Origin of the sequence: Streptomyces sp. Z423-1 (assembly GCF_013009255.1) — a bacterium.
Lineage (GTDB): Bacteria > Actinomycetota > Actinomycetes > Streptomycetales > Streptomycetaceae > Streptomyces > Streptomyces gossypiisoli.
The window spans coordinates 8350380-8368487 of sequence record NZ_CP053109.1; the positions used below are offsets into that span (position 1 = coordinate 8350380).

Annotated in this window: 18 protein-coding genes and 1 pseudogene; 11 read left to right on the plus strand and 8 right to left on the minus strand. The window is 74.5% G+C overall.

Translation table 11 applies throughout. The features are described from left to right. Nucleotides 1–17: 17 nt before the first annotated feature. The 3 genes from HJD23_RS38110 to HJD23_RS38120 are packed head-to-tail and all read right to left on the minus strand — an operon-like array spanning nucleotide 18 to nucleotide 2976. Complete coding sequence (locus HJD23_RS38110; protein WP_171107516.1) at nucleotides 18–482, minus strand: NUDIX domain-containing protein; 465 nt, start codon at nucleotides 480–482, stop codon at nucleotides 18–20. Next, a complete protein-coding gene (locus tag HJD23_RS38115; RefSeq protein ID WP_171107518.1) occupies nucleotides 479–2017 on the minus strand; it encodes an ATP-dependent DNA ligase in 1539 nt (512 codons plus the stop codon). The genes HJD23_RS38110 and HJD23_RS38115 overlap by 4 nt, the downstream gene beginning before the upstream one ends. A gap of 29 nt (nucleotides 2018–2046) precedes the next feature. After that, nucleotides 2047–2976, minus strand: coding sequence for an NAD(P)/FAD-dependent oxidoreductase (locus HJD23_RS38120; RefSeq protein WP_171107520.1), 930 nt, complete (start codon nucleotides 2974–2976; stop codon nucleotides 2047–2049). A gap of 63 nt (nucleotides 2977–3039) precedes the next feature. Between HJD23_RS38120 and HJD23_RS38125 the strand changes: the two genes are divergently transcribed. From HJD23_RS38125 to HJD23_RS38150, 6 genes are all read left to right on the plus strand, one after another. Then, the gene (locus HJD23_RS38125; protein ID WP_171107522.1) at nucleotides 3040–3612 is read left to right on the plus strand and encodes an XRE family transcriptional regulator; all 573 of its coding nucleotides are present in this window, start codon (nucleotides 3040–3042) and stop codon (nucleotides 3610–3612) included. 89 nt (nucleotides 3613–3701) lie between these two features. Further along, a complete protein-coding gene (locus tag HJD23_RS38130; protein WP_171107524.1) occupies nucleotides 3702–4667 on the plus strand; it encodes an NADPH:quinone oxidoreductase family protein in 966 nt (321 codons plus the stop codon). Continuing rightward, on the plus strand, nucleotides 4664–5845 hold the full coding sequence (locus tag HJD23_RS38135) for an acyl-CoA dehydrogenase family protein (protein WP_171107526.1): 1182 nt from the start codon (nucleotides 4664–4666) through the stop codon (nucleotides 5843–5845). The genes HJD23_RS38130 and HJD23_RS38135 overlap by 4 nt, the downstream gene beginning before the upstream one ends. Beyond that, complete coding sequence (locus HJD23_RS38140) at nucleotides 5842–6918, plus strand: acyl-CoA dehydrogenase family protein (RefSeq protein ID WP_171107528.1); 1077 nt, start codon at nucleotides 5842–5844, stop codon at nucleotides 6916–6918. Before HJD23_RS38135 ends, HJD23_RS38140 begins: the two co-directional genes overlap by 4 nt. A gap of 205 nt (nucleotides 6919–7123) precedes the next feature. Beyond that, nucleotides 7124–8005, plus strand: a complete 882-nt coding sequence (locus tag HJD23_RS38145; RefSeq protein ID WP_171107530.1) for a phosphatidylinositol-specific phospholipase C/glycerophosphodiester phosphodiesterase family protein — start codon at nucleotides 7124–7126, stop codon at nucleotides 8003–8005. A gap of 111 nt (nucleotides 8006–8116) precedes the next feature. Then, nucleotides 8117–8311: a hypothetical protein gene (locus HJD23_RS38150; RefSeq protein ID WP_141310211.1), complete on the plus strand. Its 195-nt coding sequence runs from the start codon at nucleotides 8117–8119 to the stop codon at nucleotides 8309–8311. A 68-nt stretch (nucleotides 8312–8379) separates the two neighbouring features. On the opposite strand, the pseudogene HJD23_RS38155 reads toward HJD23_RS38150, so the two are convergent. Then, nucleotides 8380–8738: pseudogene (locus HJD23_RS38155) on the minus strand (phosphodiester glycosidase family protein); the annotation flags it as partial. Nucleotides 8739–9027: 289 nt separating this feature from the next. On the opposite strand from HJD23_RS38155, the gene HJD23_RS38160 reads away from it, so the two are divergent. From HJD23_RS38160 to HJD23_RS38175, 4 genes are all read left to right on the plus strand, one after another. Then, nucleotides 9028–10095 (plus strand): NAD-dependent epimerase/dehydratase family protein, encoded by a 1068-nt coding sequence (locus HJD23_RS38160; RefSeq protein ID WP_232108332.1) that lies wholly within the window; start codon nucleotides 9028–9030, stop codon nucleotides 10093–10095. A 51-nt stretch (nucleotides 10096–10146) separates the two neighbouring features. After that, entirely contained in the window at nucleotides 10147–11040 is an 894-nt protein-coding gene (locus HJD23_RS38165) for a glycosyltransferase family 9 protein (protein ID WP_171107532.1), read from the plus strand. Between the two features lie 102 nt (nucleotides 11041–11142). Next, nucleotides 11143–12051 carry a glycosyltransferase gene (locus HJD23_RS38170; protein ID WP_171107534.1) on the plus strand — a complete coding sequence of 303 codons (909 nt, stop codon included), beginning with the start codon at nucleotides 11143–11145 and terminating at the stop codon, nucleotides 12049–12051. Further along, complete coding sequence (locus HJD23_RS38175; RefSeq protein ID WP_171107536.1) at nucleotides 12048–12965, plus strand: glycosyltransferase; 918 nt, start codon at nucleotides 12048–12050, stop codon at nucleotides 12963–12965. Before HJD23_RS38170 ends, HJD23_RS38175 begins: the two co-directional genes overlap by 4 nt. Nucleotides 12966–13029: 64 nt before the next feature. On the opposite strand, the gene HJD23_RS38180 is transcribed toward HJD23_RS38175, so the two are convergent. Further along, on the minus strand, nucleotides 13030–13224 hold the full coding sequence (locus HJD23_RS38180; RefSeq protein WP_141310206.1) for a DUF2795 domain-containing protein: 195 nt from the start codon (nucleotides 13222–13224) through the stop codon (nucleotides 13030–13032). Nucleotides 13225–13533: 309 nt separating this feature from the next. Here HJD23_RS38180 and HJD23_RS38185 point away from each other — a divergent pair, with 309 nt between their 5' ends. After that, entirely contained in the window at nucleotides 13534–14892 is a 1359-nt protein-coding gene (locus HJD23_RS38185; protein WP_277347814.1) for an MFS transporter, read from the plus strand. A gap of 11 nt (nucleotides 14893–14903) precedes the next feature. Here the strand turns inward: HJD23_RS38185 and HJD23_RS38190 are convergent, their stop codons facing one another. The 3 genes from HJD23_RS38190 to HJD23_RS38200 are packed head-to-tail and all read right to left on the minus strand — an operon-like array spanning nucleotide 14904 to nucleotide 17985. Continuing rightward, nucleotides 14904–15920 (minus strand): glycosyltransferase family 9 protein, encoded by a 1017-nt coding sequence (locus HJD23_RS38190; RefSeq protein WP_171107537.1) that lies wholly within the window; start codon nucleotides 15918–15920, stop codon nucleotides 14904–14906. Continuing rightward, nucleotides 15917–17326 (minus strand): D-glycero-beta-D-manno-heptose 1-phosphate adenylyltransferase, encoded by a 1410-nt coding sequence (gene rfaE2 / locus HJD23_RS38195; RefSeq protein ID WP_171107538.1) that lies wholly within the window; start codon nucleotides 17324–17326, stop codon nucleotides 15917–15919. Before rfaE2 ends, HJD23_RS38190 begins: the two co-directional genes overlap by 4 nt. After that, nucleotides 17323–17985 carry an SIS domain-containing protein gene (locus HJD23_RS38200; protein WP_171107539.1) on the minus strand — a complete coding sequence of 221 codons (663 nt, stop codon included), beginning with the start codon at nucleotides 17983–17985 and terminating at the stop codon, nucleotides 17323–17325. The genes rfaE2 and HJD23_RS38200 overlap by 4 nt, the downstream gene beginning before the upstream one ends. Nucleotides 17986–18108 lie beyond the last annotated feature (123 nt).

The window sequence follows — 18108 nt, forward strand, 5'->3', positions numbered from 1 at the left end:
AACGCGTGCGGGCCTCTTCAGGCCGAGTGCTCCGCCAGGCGGTCGAGAAACGTGGACTGCGCCTTGATGATCACCCCCCGGGCCCGGTCCAGGCCGAACCACGCCACCCGGTCCAGTTCGGGGAACTCCTGGGTGCGTCCCGACTTCGGTGGCCACTCCATGGTGAAGGTGCCGGGGTTGATGGAGCCGGGGTCGAGGTCCGCCTCGACCGCCCACGCCGTGACGATCTTGCCGCCGGTCTGCCGGACCTCGCCGAGCGGCACGGCCTCGCCGTCCGGCGGCGGCACCCCGAGCTCCTCCTGGAACTCCCGGCGGGCCGCCTCCCAGGCGGGCTCCGCGGGGTCGTACTCGCCCTTCGGCACGGTCCACGCGCCCGCGTCCCGCCGGGCGAAGAACGGTCCGCCCATATGGCCCAGCAACACCTCCAGACCGCCGTCGGTGTGCCGGAACAGCAGCAGGCCCGCGCTGTGCCTGCCCCTCACGGCCTGACCTCCGGGTGCGCGGCCAGCAGCGTCTCGACGGTGTCGGCCTCCTCCGGGCGCTTGTCCTCGCGGTAGCGGATCACGCGGGCGAAGCGCAGGGCGACGCCGGCCGGATAGCGGGTCGACTTCTGCAGACCGTCGTAGGCGATCTCCACGACGAGTTCGGGGCGCACCGCCACCACATAGCCGTCGGACTCGACGGCCAGTTCCTGGAGCCGCTCGGTCTGCCAGGTCAGCATCGCGTCGGACATGCCCTTGAACGTCTTGCCGAGCATCGCAAAGCCGCCGTCGGCCGTGCGGGCGCCGAGGTGGAGGTTGGAGAGCTTGCCGGTGCGGCGGCCGTGGCCCCATTCGGCGGCCAGGACCACCAGGTCGAGGGTGTGCACGGGCTTGACCTTCAGCCAGGCGGCGCCGCGCCGCCCCGCGCTGTAGGGCGCGTCGAGCGCCTTGACCACGACGCCCTCGTGGCCGCGTTCGAGAGTCTCGGCGAGGAAGGTCTCGGCCGCGGGCACGTCGTCGGGGCCGGACACCACGGTCCGCCGCACCCGCATGGGCTCGGGCACCAAGCGGGCCAGTTCCGCGTGCCGCTCGGCGAACGGCAGGTCGAGCAGATCGCGGCCGTCGACGGACAGCGCGTCGAAGAAGACCGGGGAGACCGGGACCGCCCGGGCGGCCGTGGCCACGTCCACCCGGGAGCCGACCCGGCCGGCGGTCTCCTGGAACGAGCGCGGCCGGCCACGCTCGTCGAAGGCGATCACCTCGCCGTCCAGCACGAACCGCTCGCCGCGCAGCCGAAGCGCGGCCGAGATCAGCTCGGGCAGCCGGTCGGTGATGTCGTCGAGGGTGCGGGTGTAGAGGCGTACGTCGTCGCCGTCGCGGTGGACCTGGACGCGGATGCCGTCCAGCTTCTCCTCCACCGCGCAGGCGCCCAGCTTCTCGACCGCCTCCGTCACCGAGGACGCGGTGTGGGCGAGCATCGGCAGCACCGGGCGGCCGACGGTGAGGCGGAAGCGGTCCAGGGCCTGCGGGCCGTCGGCGAGCAGCGCCTGCGCCACGGTCTGCAACGACCCCGCCAGCATCACCGCCCGCCGTACGTCCGGGCCCGCGGCCCCGGTCGCCTGCGCCAGCCCCTCGACGGCGAGCGCGTCCAGCGCGCCCTGCCGGACCTCGCCCGTGATCAGGCCGATCAGGAAACGCTGCTCGCCCTCGGTGGCCGCGCCCATCAACTCCCCGACCTGCCGGGCCCGCTCGGCCTGCGAACCGGTGCCCGTGACCTTGCCGATCGCGGTGAGGCGGGCGTCCACCTCGCGCACGGTCAGGGTCGGCCCGGCGGCCGGGGCGACCCGGCGGCCGAGCACCTTCCAGCCGATGCCGAGCCGGCCCTGCGGCAACCGGCCCGCGAGATAGGGGATGACGACCGGCACGTCGTCCGGCTCCGCGTCCCGGAACAACTCGGCGAGCAGGGCGATCTTGCGGGACCGCGCCGAGGTGGCGGCGACCTCCTGGGACACGTCGGCGAGCCGGGTCAGCAGCATGCAGTCATGGTGCACCGGGGAGGCGGGGCCTACACCTGGACGGCCGCGTCGAGGTCGGACATCAGCAGCTCCCCGTTGATCGTGGCGCCCGCGCGGTAGCCGCCGCTCGCCGCGTTCACCACCTGCTCGGAGAAGCCGACGGCGTTGCCCGCGGCCCACACGCCCGGCACGCTGGTCAGGCCGGTCGCGTCCACCACGGCATACGCGCCGAACGGCGTCTCGTTCAGCTCGGCGCCCAGCCGCTCCAGCAGGCCGGTCTGCGGGACGGCGCGGGGCGCGGTGAACAGCACCTCCCGCTCGTGGACCGTGCCGTCCGCGAGCCGGACGCCGGTGAGCCGGTCGTCCTCGACCACCACGCCCGCGACCTCGCCCGGCACGACCTCGACCCCGGCCGCGGCGAGCCGGCGCAGGTCGTCGTCGGACAGGTCGTCCTCGGCGACCTCGTGCAGGAAGAACGTCACGTCCTTGGACCACTGGGTGACGATCAGCGCCTGGTGCACGCTCATCGGCGTGGTCGCCAGTACGCCGAAGGCCCGGTCGCGGACCTCCCAGCCGTGGCAGTACGGGCAGTGCAGCACATCCCGGCCGAACCGCTCCGCGACTCCCGGCACCGCGGGCAGCTCGTCCTTGAGGCCGGTGGTGATGACGAGCCGTCGGGCGTGCACGTGCCGTCCACTCGCCAGCGCGACCGCGAAGTCCTTGCCGCGCGTGACGTCCACCGCCCGGTCCCGGACCAGCTCCACGCCGTACCGCGCGATCTCCTCGCGGCCGATCGCCAGGAACTCGGCGGGCGGCATGCCGTCCCGCGACAGATAGCCCTGCATGTGCGCGGCGGGCGCGTTGCGCGGTTCGCCCGCGTCGATCACCAGCGTGCGGCGCCGGGCGCGGCCCAGTACGAGGGCGGCGGACAGGCCCGCCGTGCCGCCGCCGATCACGATCACTTCGTATGTCTCGGTCATACCGACACGGTCGCCCGCGGGTACGGGATTGACAAACGTCTTTGCCGATTCTGCAATACGGGCATGAGTACCGAAGACGTTCTCGCGGATGTGGGCCCCCGGCTGCGGCGGATCCGGAAGGAGCGGGAGGTGACCCTGGCCGCGCTGTCCGAGGCGACCGGCATCTCGGTGAGCACGCTCTCCCGGCTGGAGTCGGGCCTGCGCAAGCCCAGCCTGGAGTTGCTGCTGCCGATCGCGCAGGCCCACCAGGTGCCGCTGGACGAGCTGGTCGGAACGCCGCCGGTGGGGGACCCGCGGGTACGCGCCAAGCCCCTTGTGCGACACGGACGCACCTACTGGCCGCTCACCCGGCAGCCCGGCGGTCTCCAGGCCTTCAAGGTGCTGGTACCGCAGCGCGAGGAGGAGCCCGAACCGCGCACCCATGAGGGCTACGAGTGGTTGTACGTGCTGTCGGGACGGCTGCGGGTGGTGCTGGGCGACCATGATGTGGTCCTCACGGCCGGGGAGGCGGCCGAGTTCGACACCCGGGTGCCGCACTGGTTCGGGTCGACGGGGGAGGGGCCGGCGGAGTTCCTGAGCCTGTTCGGGCCGCAGGGGGAGCGGATGCATGTGCGGGCGCGGCCGAAGGGGGCGTGACGTATCTGACTGTTCCCTGAGGGGCAAGCGACCGCTTAGTATGCAGTGCGTACCCGGTCAGACGACGCAGTCCCCCGTGGAGGCCCCGCATGCAGGCATGGCAGGTGCACGAGAACGGCGAGCCGAGCGAGGTGATGCGCCTGAATGAGATGGCGGCGCCGACGCCCGGTGACGGCCAGGTCCTGCTGAAGGTGCGGGCCGCGAACATCAACTTCCCGGACGCCCTGCTGTGCCGGGGCCAGTACCAGGTCCGGCCGCCGCTGCCCTTCACGCCCGGCGTCGAGATCTGCGGCGAGACCGAGGACGGCCGCCGTGTGATCGCCAACCCGGTGCTGCCGTACGGCGGTTTCGCCGAGTACGCCGTCGCGGACGCCGCCGCCCTGCTGCCCGCGCCCGACGCCCTGGACGACGCCGAGGCCGCCGCCCTGCACATCGGCTACCAGACCGGCTGGTTCGGCCTGCACCGGCGGGCCCGGCTGGAAGCGGGGGAGACGCTGCTCGTGCACGCCGCCGCCGGAGGGGTCGGCAGCGCGGCCGTGCAGCTCGGCAAGGCGGCCGGCGCCACGGTCATCGGCGTCGTGGGCGGCGCGCAGAAGGCCGCCGTCGCGCGTGAGCTGGGCTGCGACGTCGTGATCGACCGGCGTGCCACCGATGTCGTCGCGGCCGTGAAGGAGGCCACCGGCGGCCGGGGCGCCGACGTGATCTACGACCCCGTGGGCGGCGAGGCGTACACCCAGTCCGCCAAGACGGTCGCCTTCGAGGGCCGGATCGTGGTCGTCGGCTTCGCCAGCGGCACGATCCCGAGCCCCGCGCTCAACCACGCCCTCGTCAAGAACTACTCGATCCTCGGCCTGCACTGGGGCCTGTACAACACCAAGAACCCCAAGCTGGTCCAGCACTGCCACGAGCAGCTCACCGAACTGGCCGCCCGGGGCGCGATCAAGCCGCTGGTGAGCGAGCGGGTGCCGCTGAGCGGCGCCGCGGCGGCCGTGCAGAAGGTGGCGGACGGCCTCACCACCGGCCGGATCGCCGTTGTCATGGAGGAGGCAGCATGACCGACGCCGCAGAACTGCGCCGCCGCACCCAGGAGCTGCTGGCCGCGTACCCGCCCGCATCGACGGACCGGCTCGACTTCCTCAGGGCCCGTTTCGACGCCGGGCTCGCCTGGGTGCACTACCCCGAGGGGCTCGGCGGACTCGGTGTCCCGCGCTCGCTCCAGGCCGTCGTGGACGCCGAGCTGGAGGCGGCGGGCGCCCCGGACAACGACCCGCGGCGGATCGGCATCGGTCTGGGCATGGCCGCGCCGACGATCCTGCGCTACGGCACCGAGGAGCAGAAGCAGCGCTATCTGCGGCCGCTGTGGGTGGGGGAGGAGGTCTGGTGCCAGCTCTTCAGCGAGCCCGGCGCCGGGTCCGACCTGGCCGCGCTGGGCACCCGGGCCGTCCGGGAAGGCGACGACTGGATCGTCAACGGGCAGAAGGTCTGGACGTCCAGCGCGCATCTCGCCCGCTGGGCCATCCTCATCGCCCGCACCGACCCGGACGTGCCCAAGCACCAGGGCATCACGTACTTCCTCTGCGACATGACCGACCCCGGCGTCGAGGTCCGGCCGCTGCGCCAGATCACCGGCGAGGCCGAGTTCAACGAGGTGTTCCTGACCGACGTCCGGATCCCCGACGCGCGCCGCCTCGGTGAGGTCGGCGACGGCTGGCGGGTCGCGCAGACCACGCTGAACAACGAGCGCGTCGCCATCGGCGGCATGCGACTGCCCCGCGAGGGCGGCATGATCGGCCCGGTCTCCAAGACCTGGCGCGAACGCCCCGAACTGCGCGCCCACGACCTCCACCAGCGGCTCCTCGAGCTGTGGGTCGAGGCCGAGGTCGCCAGGCTCACCGGCGAACGGCTGCGCCAGCAGCTCGTCGCGGGCCAGCCCGGCCCCGAGGGCGCCGGCATGAAGCTCGCCTTCGCCCGCCTCAACCAGGAGATCAGCGGCCTGGAGGTGGAACTCCTGGGCGAGGAAGGGCTCCTGTACGACGACTGGACCATGCGGCGCCCCGAGTTCGTGGACTTCACCGGCCGCGACGCCGGCTACCGCTATCTGCGCTCCAAGGGCAACAGCATCGAGGGCGGGACCAGCGAGGTCCTGCTGAACATCGTCGCCGAACGCGTCCTCGGACTGCCCGCCGAGCCGCGCACCGACAAGGACGTCGCCTGGAAGGACCTGGCCCGATGACCGACCTGCTGTACTCGGAGGAGGAAGAGGCGTTGCGGGCCGCCGTCCGCGACCTGCTCTCCGATCACTGCGACGCGGCCGGTGTGATCGCCCGCAGCGAGTCCGCCGCCCCACACGACTTGGAGCTGTGGAAGCTCCTCACCGAGGGCATGGGCCTCGCCGGACTGCTGGTGCCCGAGGACCGGGACGGGCAGGGTGCCTCGCACCGCGAAGCCGCCGTCGTCCTGGAGGAGCTGGGGCGGGCGGTCGCGCCGGTGCCATATCTGACGAGCGCCGTCGTCGCCACCGAGGCGCTGCTGGCCTGCGACGGCTCCGGTGAGCTGCTCACCGGGCTGGCGTCGGGCCGGACCATCGGCGCCCTCGCCGTCCCGCTGCACCTCGCACCGGGCGCCGCCTTCCCCGTCGTACGACTCGAAGACGGAGCGCTGCACGGCGAGTTGACCGGCGTCGCGGACGCGTCGGCCGCCGATGTGCTGCTCGTGCCCGCCGACGACGGCGGGCTGTACGCCGTGCAGGCCGACGCCGTGACGGTGCTGCCGCAGGTGTCCCTGGACCTGACCCGGCCCGTGGCACGGGTGGTCCTCCGGGGCGCGGCTGGACGCCGGGTGGGCGAGGCCGAGCCCGCCGTACGACGGGCTCTGCGCGCGGCGGCCGGGCTGCTGGCGTCGGAGCAACTGGGCCTCGCCGACTGGTCGCTGACCGAGGCCGTGCGCCATCTGAAGGAGCGCAAGCAGTTCAACCGGCCCGTCGGCGGGTTCCAGGCGCTCAAGCACCGGCTGGCCCAGCTGTGGCTGGAGGTCGTCCACCTGCGGGCCACCGCACGCGGCGCGGCGGACGCGCTGGCGACCGGCGAGGACGTGGCCGTGTCGGTCGCGGTGGCCCAGGCCTATGCCGCGCCCGTCGCCGTGCGCGCCGCCGAGGAGGCGCTGCAACTGCACGGCGGTATCGGGATGACCTGGGAACACCCGGTGCACCTGTATCTGAAGCGGGCCAAGGCGGACTCCATCGCGTACGGCACCGCGGGCGCCCACCGGGCCGCGCTGGCCGAACTGATGGACCTTCAGGCCCCCTGACGTACACCGGGAAACGCGCGGCCGAAGCGCGTGGGAACCCCGAGGAAAGCCCGTCCCACCTGGGGCGGGCTTTTCGGTGTGGCTGCGCCGGTGAAGTGAACTCATGGCGGCGGTCCGGCCAACTCCCCCGCTCCCACCTGCCGGTTGGGCGGACTGGAACCTCATACTCGCTGGGGTTCCAACCCGCCCACCAGGGAGGCAGAGCATGGCCCTCACCACCCGTCGCAGAGCCCTCACCACCCTTGGCGCCGCCCTCGCGGGCGCGGTCGCCCTGCCCGGCGCGAGCGCGCTGGCGAACGACCGGAAGCGCACCCCACGGCCGCTGTGGCGCGCCCACGCGCACAACGACTACGAGCACCCCCGGCCGCTCCTCGACGCCCTCGACCACCGCTTCGGCAGCGTCGAGGCCGACATCTACCTCGTCGGTGACCAGCTCCTCGTCGCGCACGACCCCGAGGACCTCGACCCGGCCCGCACCCTGGAGTCCCTCTACCTCGACACCCTCGCCGCCCGCGTGAAGGCCAACCGCGGCTCGGTGTACCGCGGCCACCGCGGGTCGCTCCAGCTGCTGATCGACCTCAAGACCGAGGGCGCCTCGACCTACCTGGAACTCGACCGTCATCTGCGCCGCTACCGGCACCTGTTCACCACGTACGCCCACGGCAGGGTCTTCCCCGGACCGGTCACCGCCGTCATCTCCGGCGACCGCGCGGCGCGCGTGCCGATGGAGGCGCAGCAGGTGCGCCGCGCCTTCTACGACGGCCGGCTGGCCGACCTCGGCAGCTCGGCGCCCGCCTCCTTCGTGCCGCTGATCAGCGACAACTGGACGCTGAACTTCACCTGGCGGGGCGCGGGCGAGTTCCCGGCGGCCGAGCGGCAGAAGCTGCGCGGCATCATGCGGGCGGCGCACTCGCGCGGCCAGAAGGTGCGGTTCTGGGCCACGCCGGACCTGGCCGGGCCGGAACGGGACGCGCTGTGGACCGAGCTGCTCGCCGCGGACGTCGACTTCATCAACACCGACGACCTGCCCGGCCTTGAGGCGTTCCTGGACGCCCACGAGCGGGGGGTAGCTCTCGCACGTCCGTAGGCATACGGACACCACACTTTCGGAGGACAGGTCAGCCGCCCGGAGCAACCCTCCGCTACGCCACACTTGCGGCCGAACGCCGCGAAGCGGACGTGGCGGAGGAGGTTGACGATGGCCATTTCCATCTCTGTGGTGCTGCTGCTGTTCATCCTGGCGGTGATCTTCGTGCGCAACGGGGGGCTCAAGCCCACGCACGCGATCGTCTGCCTGCTGCTCGGCTTCTACCTCGCGGGGTCGAGCATCGCGCCGACCATCCACAGCGGCCTCACGGCCACGGCCGACATGGTGAGCGGCCTGCGACCGTGAGGTCCGTGGGCCCTTGAGGGTCAGGTGTGCGAGAACACCCCGATGCCGTTTGGCACCGGGCGTTCCGCGCCGCAGGCGAAGCGGTACGGGATCCGTGACGCCGGCGCCACCAGCCGGTGCCGTACCCGCACGGACGCGCCCACCGCGAACTTCCGCAACCGCTGCGCGCCCGCCTGGTGCCGCAGGTGGCACGCACCCGGGACACGCTGCCCCACGCCGACGTGAACGCGCCGACGGAGCCGACCGGCAGCGCGTACTGGTTGAGGCCGCCGAGCGGCAGCTTGCCCTCGGGTGTGGTGACCGACCCTCGCAGCGCGAGGCTGTTCAGCCGGGCCCGCCGGTCGGCCCCGACGCCCACGACGTTGTTGGTGCTCGTGCCGGGCGGCAGCGCCGGGCCGAACCGCTGCCCGTCCGGGACCGCCGCTTCTGACGATGTGTCACAGAACCCCTGAGGTCGCGTCAACTATCCCAGGACGCGGGGGAAGCGCACCAGACGGCCGTCTCCACCGGTCGGAGCGTGCGGGGTGGGTGGTGGCCTTTGGGATGGAGTGAGAGCTTTTGTCAAGCGCGGCCCGCGTGGCAGGTCCGTCGCGGGCGGCCGAGTATGAAAGCGGTCCGGTTGGGCACTCGGGCCGCTGTCTCGCCGGAGCGGCGCATACGAGGGCTCTTCGGTCAGGGGGGTCTTCGGCCTCATCGGCGGAAGGAAGGTCGAGCTGATGACGACGATGACGTTCTCCGCGCTGTCGACGGCGCGGCCCGCCTGGGAGCGGGCCGTGGTGACCGGCGGTGCCGGCTTCCTGGGCTCGCATCTGTGTGAACGCCTGCTCGACAGCGGTGTCGGCGTCGACTGTGTGGACAACCTGTCGTCGGGGTCGGCGGACAACGTGCGGCACCTCACCGGCCGCCCGGGCTTCCGGTTCCTGGAGCTCGACGTGGCCGACCCCGGCTTCCCCGACGCCCTGACCGGCCACCCGTACGACCTGGTCCTGCACTGCGCGGGCCCCGCCTCACCGGCCGACTGCCGGGACCGTCCGCTGGACGCGCTGGACGCCGCCGGACTCGGCACCCGCAACGCGCTGGCCGTCGCGGGCCGGGGCGGAGCGCGGTTCCTGCTCGCCTCGGCGGGCCGGGTGCGTGGCGACCCCCTGGGGGCTCCCGAGCCGGAGGAGGCACGGGGCGAGCCCGATCCGGACGGGCCGTGCACGGTGTACGACGTCTCCAAGCGCTTCTCCGAGGCCCTGACCGCCGCGTACGCCACCGCCCACGGCACGGACGCCGGGATCGTGCGCCTCTTCGACACCTACGGCCCGCGGATGCGGACGGACGACCCTCGGTCGATCCCGGCCTTCGTCGAGCAGGCCCTGGCGGGCGGGCCGGTGACCGTCGAGGACGACGGGACCGGGGCCCGCTCCCTGTGCTACGTCGACGACGTGGTCGACGGTGTGCTGCGGGTGGCCGCGAGCCGGTCCCTCCGGCCCGTCGACATCGGCGGCGGGGACGAGACGACCGTCCAGGAGATCGCCCGCCGGGTGATCGACCTGACCGGTTCCCGTGCGGGCCTGGAGTTCGGCACGGCTGACGGGTCCGATCCCGCCCGGCGGCGGCCCGATCCGTCCTTCGCCTGTGAGCTGTTCGGCTGGATGCCCAAGGTGTCCTGGGAGGAAGGGTTCAAGCGGACGATCGCCTACTTCGCGGGCCTGCGGCCGAGTGCGGGCGTGTACGAGCGGCCGGGCGGCCCCTTGCCGGGGCCTGAGGGGGGTGCCCGGCATGCGTGCTGCTGGTGACCGGGGACGGGTGCCAGGGGCACGGGGCCGGATGCCGGGGGAGCGGTTCCGGTGAAGGCCCTCGTGGTGCGTCTCGACGGCTTCGGCGGGGTGCTGCTGGCCGGACCGGCCGTGCGTGCCGTCGCCGCCCGGGCCGACCACGTGACCATGCTGTGCGGGCCGGGCGGCGCGCCCGCCGCCGGACTCCTGCCGCACGTCGACGCCGTACTCGTCCGGCAGGCGCCCGCCTCCGCCCCCGACAGCGACGACGCGCTCGTCCGGCGCCTGCGTGCGGAGGCGTACGACGTGGCGCTCGTCCTCGCCCCGTACGGGGCGAGCCCGCTGCCCGCCGTGGGCCTGCTGCGCAGGGCACAGGTGTTCCGTATCGGCGCCGACGGGCTCGACTCGGGGCGCCCGCCCGGGCAGCACGACGTCGAGGCGGCCCTCGACACGGCTGCGGCCCTGGGTTTCGCCCCCAGGGCCGGGGACGACGGACGGCTGCGCGTGCTGCCCCCGCCCGACACCGTGGGGCTCACCGGCAACGGCCCCTACGTCGTCGTCCACCCCGGAGCCGGATCCTCGGACGGGGCGCACTGGGCGCCGGACCGCTGCGCGGAGGCGGTCGCGCTGCTCGCCGACGCCGGGCACCGTGTCGTCGTCACCGGCGGCCCGGGGGAGACTGCGCTGACCCGGTACGTCAGCGGCAGCACGGCGGTCGACCTCGGGGGCCGTACCGACGCGCGGCGGCTGTCCGGCGTACTGCGGGCCGCCGACGTCGTCGTGGCCGGGGCCTCCGGCGCGGTCCACCTCGCCGCGGCCAACGGCACGCCGGTCGTCTCGCTCGTCCCTCCGGTGCCGCCGCCCGAACACCGGGGCCCCTACGGCGTACCGGCCGTCCTGCTGGGCTGCGACGACGCCACCGCGCAGGACGTGGCGTCGGCGGTGCGGAAGCTGGTCAATGCGTGACGCGTGACACTCGCGCTCCGTGAAACCCAGAAAGCGGTGGGATCCGGCAAATCCGTGAAACCCAACAAGTCCGTGACCGTGAAACCAACCCCGGAGGAGCCCATGGCCGAAGTCGTCACCTCCCGGCCTGCCGTGGCCGACCGGCGCTCCAGCCGGGTCACCGTCGCGGTGATCACCCGCAACCGGTGCCGGAGCGTGCTGCGCACCCTGGACCGGCTGGCCGCGCTGCCCGAGCGCCCGGAGGTCGTCGTCGTGGACAACGGCTCCGCCGACGGGACGGTGGACGCGGTACGGCAGCACCCAGTGGGGGCACGCGTGCTGGCCGCCGGGCACAACACCGGCGCGCTGGGCCGCAATGTCGCGGTACGGCACGCCACCACGCCGTACGTGGCCTTCAGTGACGACGACTCCTGGTGGGCGCCGGGCGCCCTGGACGCCGCGGCCGACCTCCTCGACGCCCATCCGCGCCTGGGCCTGCTGGCCGCGCGGACCCTGGTCGGCCCGGACGCCACCGAGGACCCGCTGAACTCCGTGCTCGCCGACTCGCCGCTGCCGCCCGCCGCCGACCTGCCCGGCCGCCCGGTCCTGGGATTCCTCGCGTGCGCGGCCGTGGTCCGGCGCCGGGCGTTCCTGGAGGCGGGCGGCTACCACCCGGTGCTGTTCTTCGGCGGCGAGGAGACCCTGCTCGCCTACGACCTGGCGGCCCGGGGCTGGGGCGTGAGCCATGTGCCCTCGGTGACGGCCCTGCACCACCCCGACCCGGGCGAGCGCCCCGGCCGCTCGGCGCTGCAACTGCGCAACGCCCTGCTCACCACGTGGCTGCGCCGCCCCGTCCGTGTCGCCCTGCGGCACACCGCCCACCTCTGCGCCGCCGCGGCCCGGGGCGAACGGGAGGCCGCCACGGCCCTGCGCGGCACGCTCGCCCGGCTCCCCGCGGCGCTGCGGGACCGCGAAAGGCTCCCCGACCGCATCGAGCACGCGGTCCGGCTGGTGGAACGGGCGGCCCGGTGAGCGGCGCAGCCGGGCAGGCCCCCGATCCCCGTACGACGGTCGTGGTCATCACCCGGGACCGCCGTACCGAACTGCTGCGCACCCTGCGCACCCTGCGGAACCTCCCGGAGCGACCCCGGATCGTGGTCACCGACAACGGCTCCCGCGACGGCACCGCCGAGGCCGTCGCCCGGGACTTCCCGGACGTGCTGCTGCTGCGGCCGGGACGGAACCTGGGCGCGGTCGGGCGGAATCTCGCGATACGGCACGTGCGGACGCCGTACGTGGCCTTCTGCGACGACGACACCTGGTGGGAACCGGGCTCGCTGCGGCGGGCCGCGGACCTCCTCGACGCTCACCCGGCGCTGGCGGCCGTCACGGCCCGTATCGTCGTCGAGCCGTCCGGGGAGGAGGACCCCGTCGTCGCCGAGCTGCGCGACTCGCCGCTCACCGGCCCCGACTGGCTGCCCGGCCCGGCGCTCGGCTCGTTCCTCGCCGCCGCGACGGTGATGCGCGTCGACGCCTTCCGGGAGGTGGGCGGCTTCCACGCCGGGCTGTGGATCGGCGGGGAGGAGGAACTGCTGGCCACCGATCTGCTGCGCCGGGGGCACTGGCTGAGCTACGTACCGGAACTGACCATCCACCACGCCGCGTCACCGGTCCGCGACAGCACCGCCCGGCGCGTGCTCGGCCTGCGCAACACCCTGTGGTTCACCTGGCTGCGCCGCCCCTGGCGGTCGGCCCTGCGCCGCACGGGGTACCTCCTGCGGACCGTGCCCCGGGACCGGGCGTCCGCGCGGGCCTTCGCGCTGGCGGCGGCGGGGCTGCCGTGGGTGCTGAAGCAACGCGATCCCGTCCCGGCCGACCTCGAAGCACGCCTGGTGGCGCTGGAACGGGCGCGCCGGTCCTCGCCCGCGCGCAGGTACGTCGGCTGACCCGCCCGCACGCGATCGCGGCGGCCGGGTCCGAGAGCCCGGCCGCCGCGAGGCGTCGTGTGTGTCACTCGTTCTGGAAGACGGCCTTGCTGACCTCGGCCGGGTTCTCGTACTTCTTCTTGCCGAGGTGGGAGATCCGCTCGGTGACCTCTTTGGGCGCGTGGTTCTTCCGGGCGACCTCGACCAGCTTGTCGCGATCGGCCGGGTACTCCGCACCGGACAGGGCCTTCTGCAGATCAGGGGGCCTGATACCAGCCATGGCTCCTCCACTGTGGTGAGGTTTCAGCTCCCCGCGTTCCCGTGACGTGCGTCGCATAACGCGATCCGCGCAGGATCCTGTGAGCAAGTGCACAGGCTGGGCAAATCCGCAGGTGCATGGGCCAATTGCGGTTTTTGGATCTTCCGGCGGTCAGGGCGTCGGTCATGACTCGGAAGTCCCGTCTGCCACGATGGGCGGCGCCCAGATCCAGGTGGAGCGACCGCGCAGCGCAGCCGGTGTTCCGAGCTCAGCCTGACCACCGTCGCTCTGCCTCCGAGTACTCCTGTGCCTACGTCACCTGATTCCGACCTGCCTCCTGCCACCGGCTCACGCTCGCCGTGGCGCTCCCTGAAGTACCGCAGCATGCGCTGGTGGTCGCTGGCGAACTTCGTGTCGAACGCCGGCACGTGGATGCAGCTCACCGTGCAGAACCTGCTGGTGCTCCAGATCACCGGCTCGGCCGCCGCCACCGGGCTGTCCGTGTCCGTGCAGGCCGCGCCCGCGCTGCTGGTGAGCCTCGCGGGCGGTGCCGCCGTGGACCGCTGGCCCCGGAAGCTCACCGCCCTCGTCAGCCAGGCGCTGCTCGGCGTCGTCGCCCTCGTGACGGCCGTGCTGGTGGCGACCGACCGGCTCGACCTGACCGTCCTGCTGGTGCTGGCCGCCGTCACCGGAACCATCGCCACGGTCGACGGCCCCGCCTGCGCCCTGCTGGGCAACGACCTCGTCCGCACCGAGGACGTGCCCTCCGCCATCGGCGTCGGTTCGCTGGTGCACAGTGCGGGCCGGCTCGTCGGTACCGCGCTCGCCGGTGTCGCCGTCGGCTTCCTCGGCACGGCCGCCGCCTACGCGGCCAACGGGCTGTCGTTCCTCTTCGTCGCCGCCGTCATCCCGTTCCTGCGCCCCGCCGCCGGAGCGGTGAAGTACGTCATCCCCGCCCAGCGGGGTCCCAAGGCGGCGGCACGCATTCCCGCCCAGCGGGGCGCCAAGGCGGCGGCACAGCGGGCGGCCGCGCCGGACATGACCGTGCGGCAGGGCCTCGCCTACTTCGTGCGCCGCCCCCGGCTGGTCGCGCTCGCGGGCGTCACCGGCATCAGCGCGATCTTCGGCCGGAACTACGGCCTGACCCTCGCCGTCCTCGTCACCGGTCCGCTCGCGGCCGGCGCCGGCGCCTTCGGCACCGTCGCCACCGTCCTCGCCGTCGGCGGCATCCTCGGCGCGGTGCTCGGCGCGCGGCTGCGCAGGCCCTCGGTACGGCTGGTGGCCGCCCTGGCCGCCACCGGCGCGCTGCTCCAGGCGGCCGCGGGACTGTCGCCGTCGATCGCCGTCCTGCTGGTGCTCGTGCTGCCCATGGCCGTGGTGGAGTCCGTCTCCGACACCGCCGGCACGACCGTCCTGCAGACCGACCCGCCCGCCCACATGCGTGGCCGCGTCCTCGGCGTCTGGGGCAGCATCAGCACCGGTTGGGGCCTCGCCGGTCCGCCGCTGCTGGGCCTGCTGATGGAATTCGCCGGCGCCCGGGGCGCCCTGGTGATCGGCGGTCTGGTCATCGCCGGTGCTCTCGGGGCGGGGTACCTGCTGCGGGAACGCCGTACGGCGACGCCGGTGCCCGTGCGGACCGGGGAGCGCGACGGCACGGCACCGCAGCCGGAGCTGAGCACGGCCGCCTGAGGGGCCGGACGTCAGGGGCGTACCGACCCGAGAACCGGCGCGCCGCCCCGGACACCCCCCGTCACCGCCCGCACCGCCTCGACGACCTCCGCGACGCCGATCCGCAGCAGCCGGGCGTCCGGTTCCCGGCCGTGGGCGTCGCCGGGGCGGGCCGCGTCGTCCTCCCCGGGATGCCACAGCACCCGGTGGCGCGGGTCGGGCGGCGGTCCCCACAGCCGAGGGGCGACCGGGCCGAAGAGCACGACCGAGCAGGTGCCCAGCGCCGTGGCGAGATGGGCCAGCCCGGTGTCGCCGACCACCACGCAGCGGGCCCGGGCGACGAGCGCGGCCAGTTGGTCGAACGGCACGTCACCGGCGCCGCCGAGGACCGCCGTCGGCGGCAGCCCGGCCTCCGCGGCCACGTATCCGGCCAGCGCGCCCTCGCCCGCCCCGGCGGTCACCACGACGTCGTGACCGCACCGGCGCAGTTTCCGGGCCACGGCCGCGAACCGTTCCTTCGGCCAGCAGCGGGCGGGGGCGTCCGCGCCGGGATGCACGACGACGGCGTCCGGCGCGGGGGAGGCGGCGGCGGGCGCCGGGATCCGTAGGTCCAGAGGGTCGGCCGGGATGCCGTACCAGCGCAGCAGGCGGCACCAGCGGTCCCGTTCGTGTTCGTCCTCCTGCCAGGCGGGGCCGGTGATGTCCGGCGTGTCCGGGTGTGCGTAGGCGAACAGGCGGTGCGGGCGCAGCCGTCGGAGCAGCAGGTGGCTCGGCGGGCCGTTGCCGTGCAGGTCCACGGCGAGGTCGGGCGCGGGGCCCGTCCAGGGCAGGTCGGCGGGTACCTCCCGGCCGGGGGCGGACGTGGGCAGCAGCCGGTCCACCAGGCCGGTGGCGGCGACCGGCCCGGACAGGCGTTCCGGGGCGGCCAGTACCAGCTCGTGGCCCGGGAGGTGCCGGCGCAGCGCCCGGAGCGCGGGCGCCGCCGTCAGCAGATCGCCCAGGCCCAGCGCGCGCAGCACCAGGACACGGGGGGCCGGTCGGGCGGTCACCGGGCGGCGGCGCGGGCCGCGCGGCGGGCCAGCAGGGTCGTGGACCGGCCGTCCAGATAGGGCAGGACCACCGCCTGTCCGCCCCACGCGCGCAGGGTCTCGGCCTCGGGCAGGTCCTGGACGGAGTAGTCGCCGCCCTTCACCCACACGTCGGGCCGCAGCCGGGCGAGGAGTGCCTCGGGGGTGTCCTCGTCGAAGACGGCGACGGCGTCGACGCTGCCGAGGGCCTGCAGGACGCGGACGCGGTCCGCCTCCGGGTTGAGCGGCCGTCCCGGGCCCTTGAGGCGGGCGACGGAGGCGTCCGAGTTGACGCAGACGATGAGGCAGTCGCCGATGCCGCGGGCACTGTCCAGCAGGCCGACGTGACCGGCGTGCAGCAGGTCGAAGCAGCCGCCGGTGGCGACCACCGTGCCGCCGCGCGTCCGGACCTGCTCGGCGAGGGCGAAGGGGTCGGTGCTGGGCGCTTCGGTGGCGGGGGAGGCGGGCGCGGTCCGCCACAGCGCCGGATTTCCCGCCCCGCCCTCCGACACGAACGCGGCCGCTTCGGCCACCGCCCGCTGAAGGGCCTCCTCGGGGAGCGCGCCGTCCGCCAGCGCGACGGCGGTGGCGGCGGCGAAGCAGTCACCGGCGCCGCACGGGTCCCCGGTGGCCCGGTAGGGCGGCGGGATCAGCATCGGCGTACCGTCGCCCGGCCGGGCCAGCAGGACCCCGCGGTCGCCGAGCGTCACCGCGACGCCCGCCGCCTGCCAGCGCTCCGCGAGAACCATCCCCCGCTCGGCGTGGGCGCGCAGGGAGTCGCTCCTTGAGCCCCCCGAGCCCGCGGATCCTCCGGACGGGCACAGGCCGCGCGCCTCCGCCGCGTTCGGCGTGACCAGCCGCGCCCCCGGGACGGGCTCCTCGCCCTTGGGGTGCGGGTCCCACACCAGCGGGGTGCGCGGCACGACCGCGGCCAGGTGCTGCCGGACGGCGCTCGCCGTGTGCCGCCCGTAGTCGGCGACGAGCACGGCGTGGGCCTGGGCGAGCGCCTCCCGCACCGCCTCGTCGGGTTCGCCCGGGGTGCCGCCGCCCCGGTCGATGCGCACCAGCGGGCGCCCGCCCGCCAGTACCCGGGTCTTCACCGGCAGGCTGCCGGTCAGCGGGATCTCCACCAGTCGGACCCGGCCGCGCAGTTCACGGCGTACCGCCTCGCTCGCGTCGTCGTCGCCGAGCGCGGTCACCAGGACCACCTCACGCCCGCCCCGCGCGGCCAGCGCGGCGGCCAGCCCCGCCCCGCCGGGATGCGTGCGGTCCTGGGTGACGTCGACGACCGGCGCGGGCGCGTCGGGGGCCAGGCGGGTGGCGACGCCCTCGATGTCCTCGTCCAGCAGGACGTCCCCGACGACCACCAGCGGCTTCGGCCCCGTCACGACGCCCTCCCGTGGGCGGCGACGGCTCGGGACGCGGCACGGGGGGCGAGCGCCGCGTCGAACGCCTCGCACAGCAGGTGCACGGCGACCAGATGGGCCTCCTGGACGGTCGCCGTGGTGTCGGCGTCGATGCACAGTGCCTCGTCGGCGGCCTCGGCCAGCGGGTTCGGCCGTGGCCCGGTCATCGCCCAGACCCGCAGCCCAGCGGTCCGGCCGGTCACGGCCGCGCTGATCAGGTTGGCGCTGCGGCCGGAGGTGGACAGCAGCACGAGGACGTCGCCGGGGCGGCCGTGGGCGGCCACCTGACGGGCGTACACCTGGTCGAAGCCGTAGTCGTTGCCGAGCGCGGTGAGGCTGGAGGTCTCGGCGTGCAGGGAGATGGCCGAGTAGGCGGGCCGCTCCCTGCGGTACCGGCCGACGAGTTCGGCGGTCAGATGCTGGGCCTGGGCGGCGCTGCCGCCGTTGCCCGCGGCCAGCAGGCGGCCGCCGGAGGGCAGGACGGCGGCGAGCCGGCCGCCCCAGTCGGCTATCCGGCCGAGCCCGTCCCGGCGCAGCCGGACCAGCGCCTGCTCCAGGGACCGGCAGTGTCCCTGCGCGGCCTCCAGCGCGGCCGGTGCGGCGGAGACGGGGGACCCGGGGGTTACGGGGAATTCGCTCATGCTGGTCGGGCGTACCGCGTCGCACGGGACGGCGGCCGGTCCCGCACCTCCTTCGGGCGTCGGTGCTGTGCGGTGGGTCGGAACGCTGTCGAAGGCCGGGCGGGCCGCCCGGACCGGCGGGCG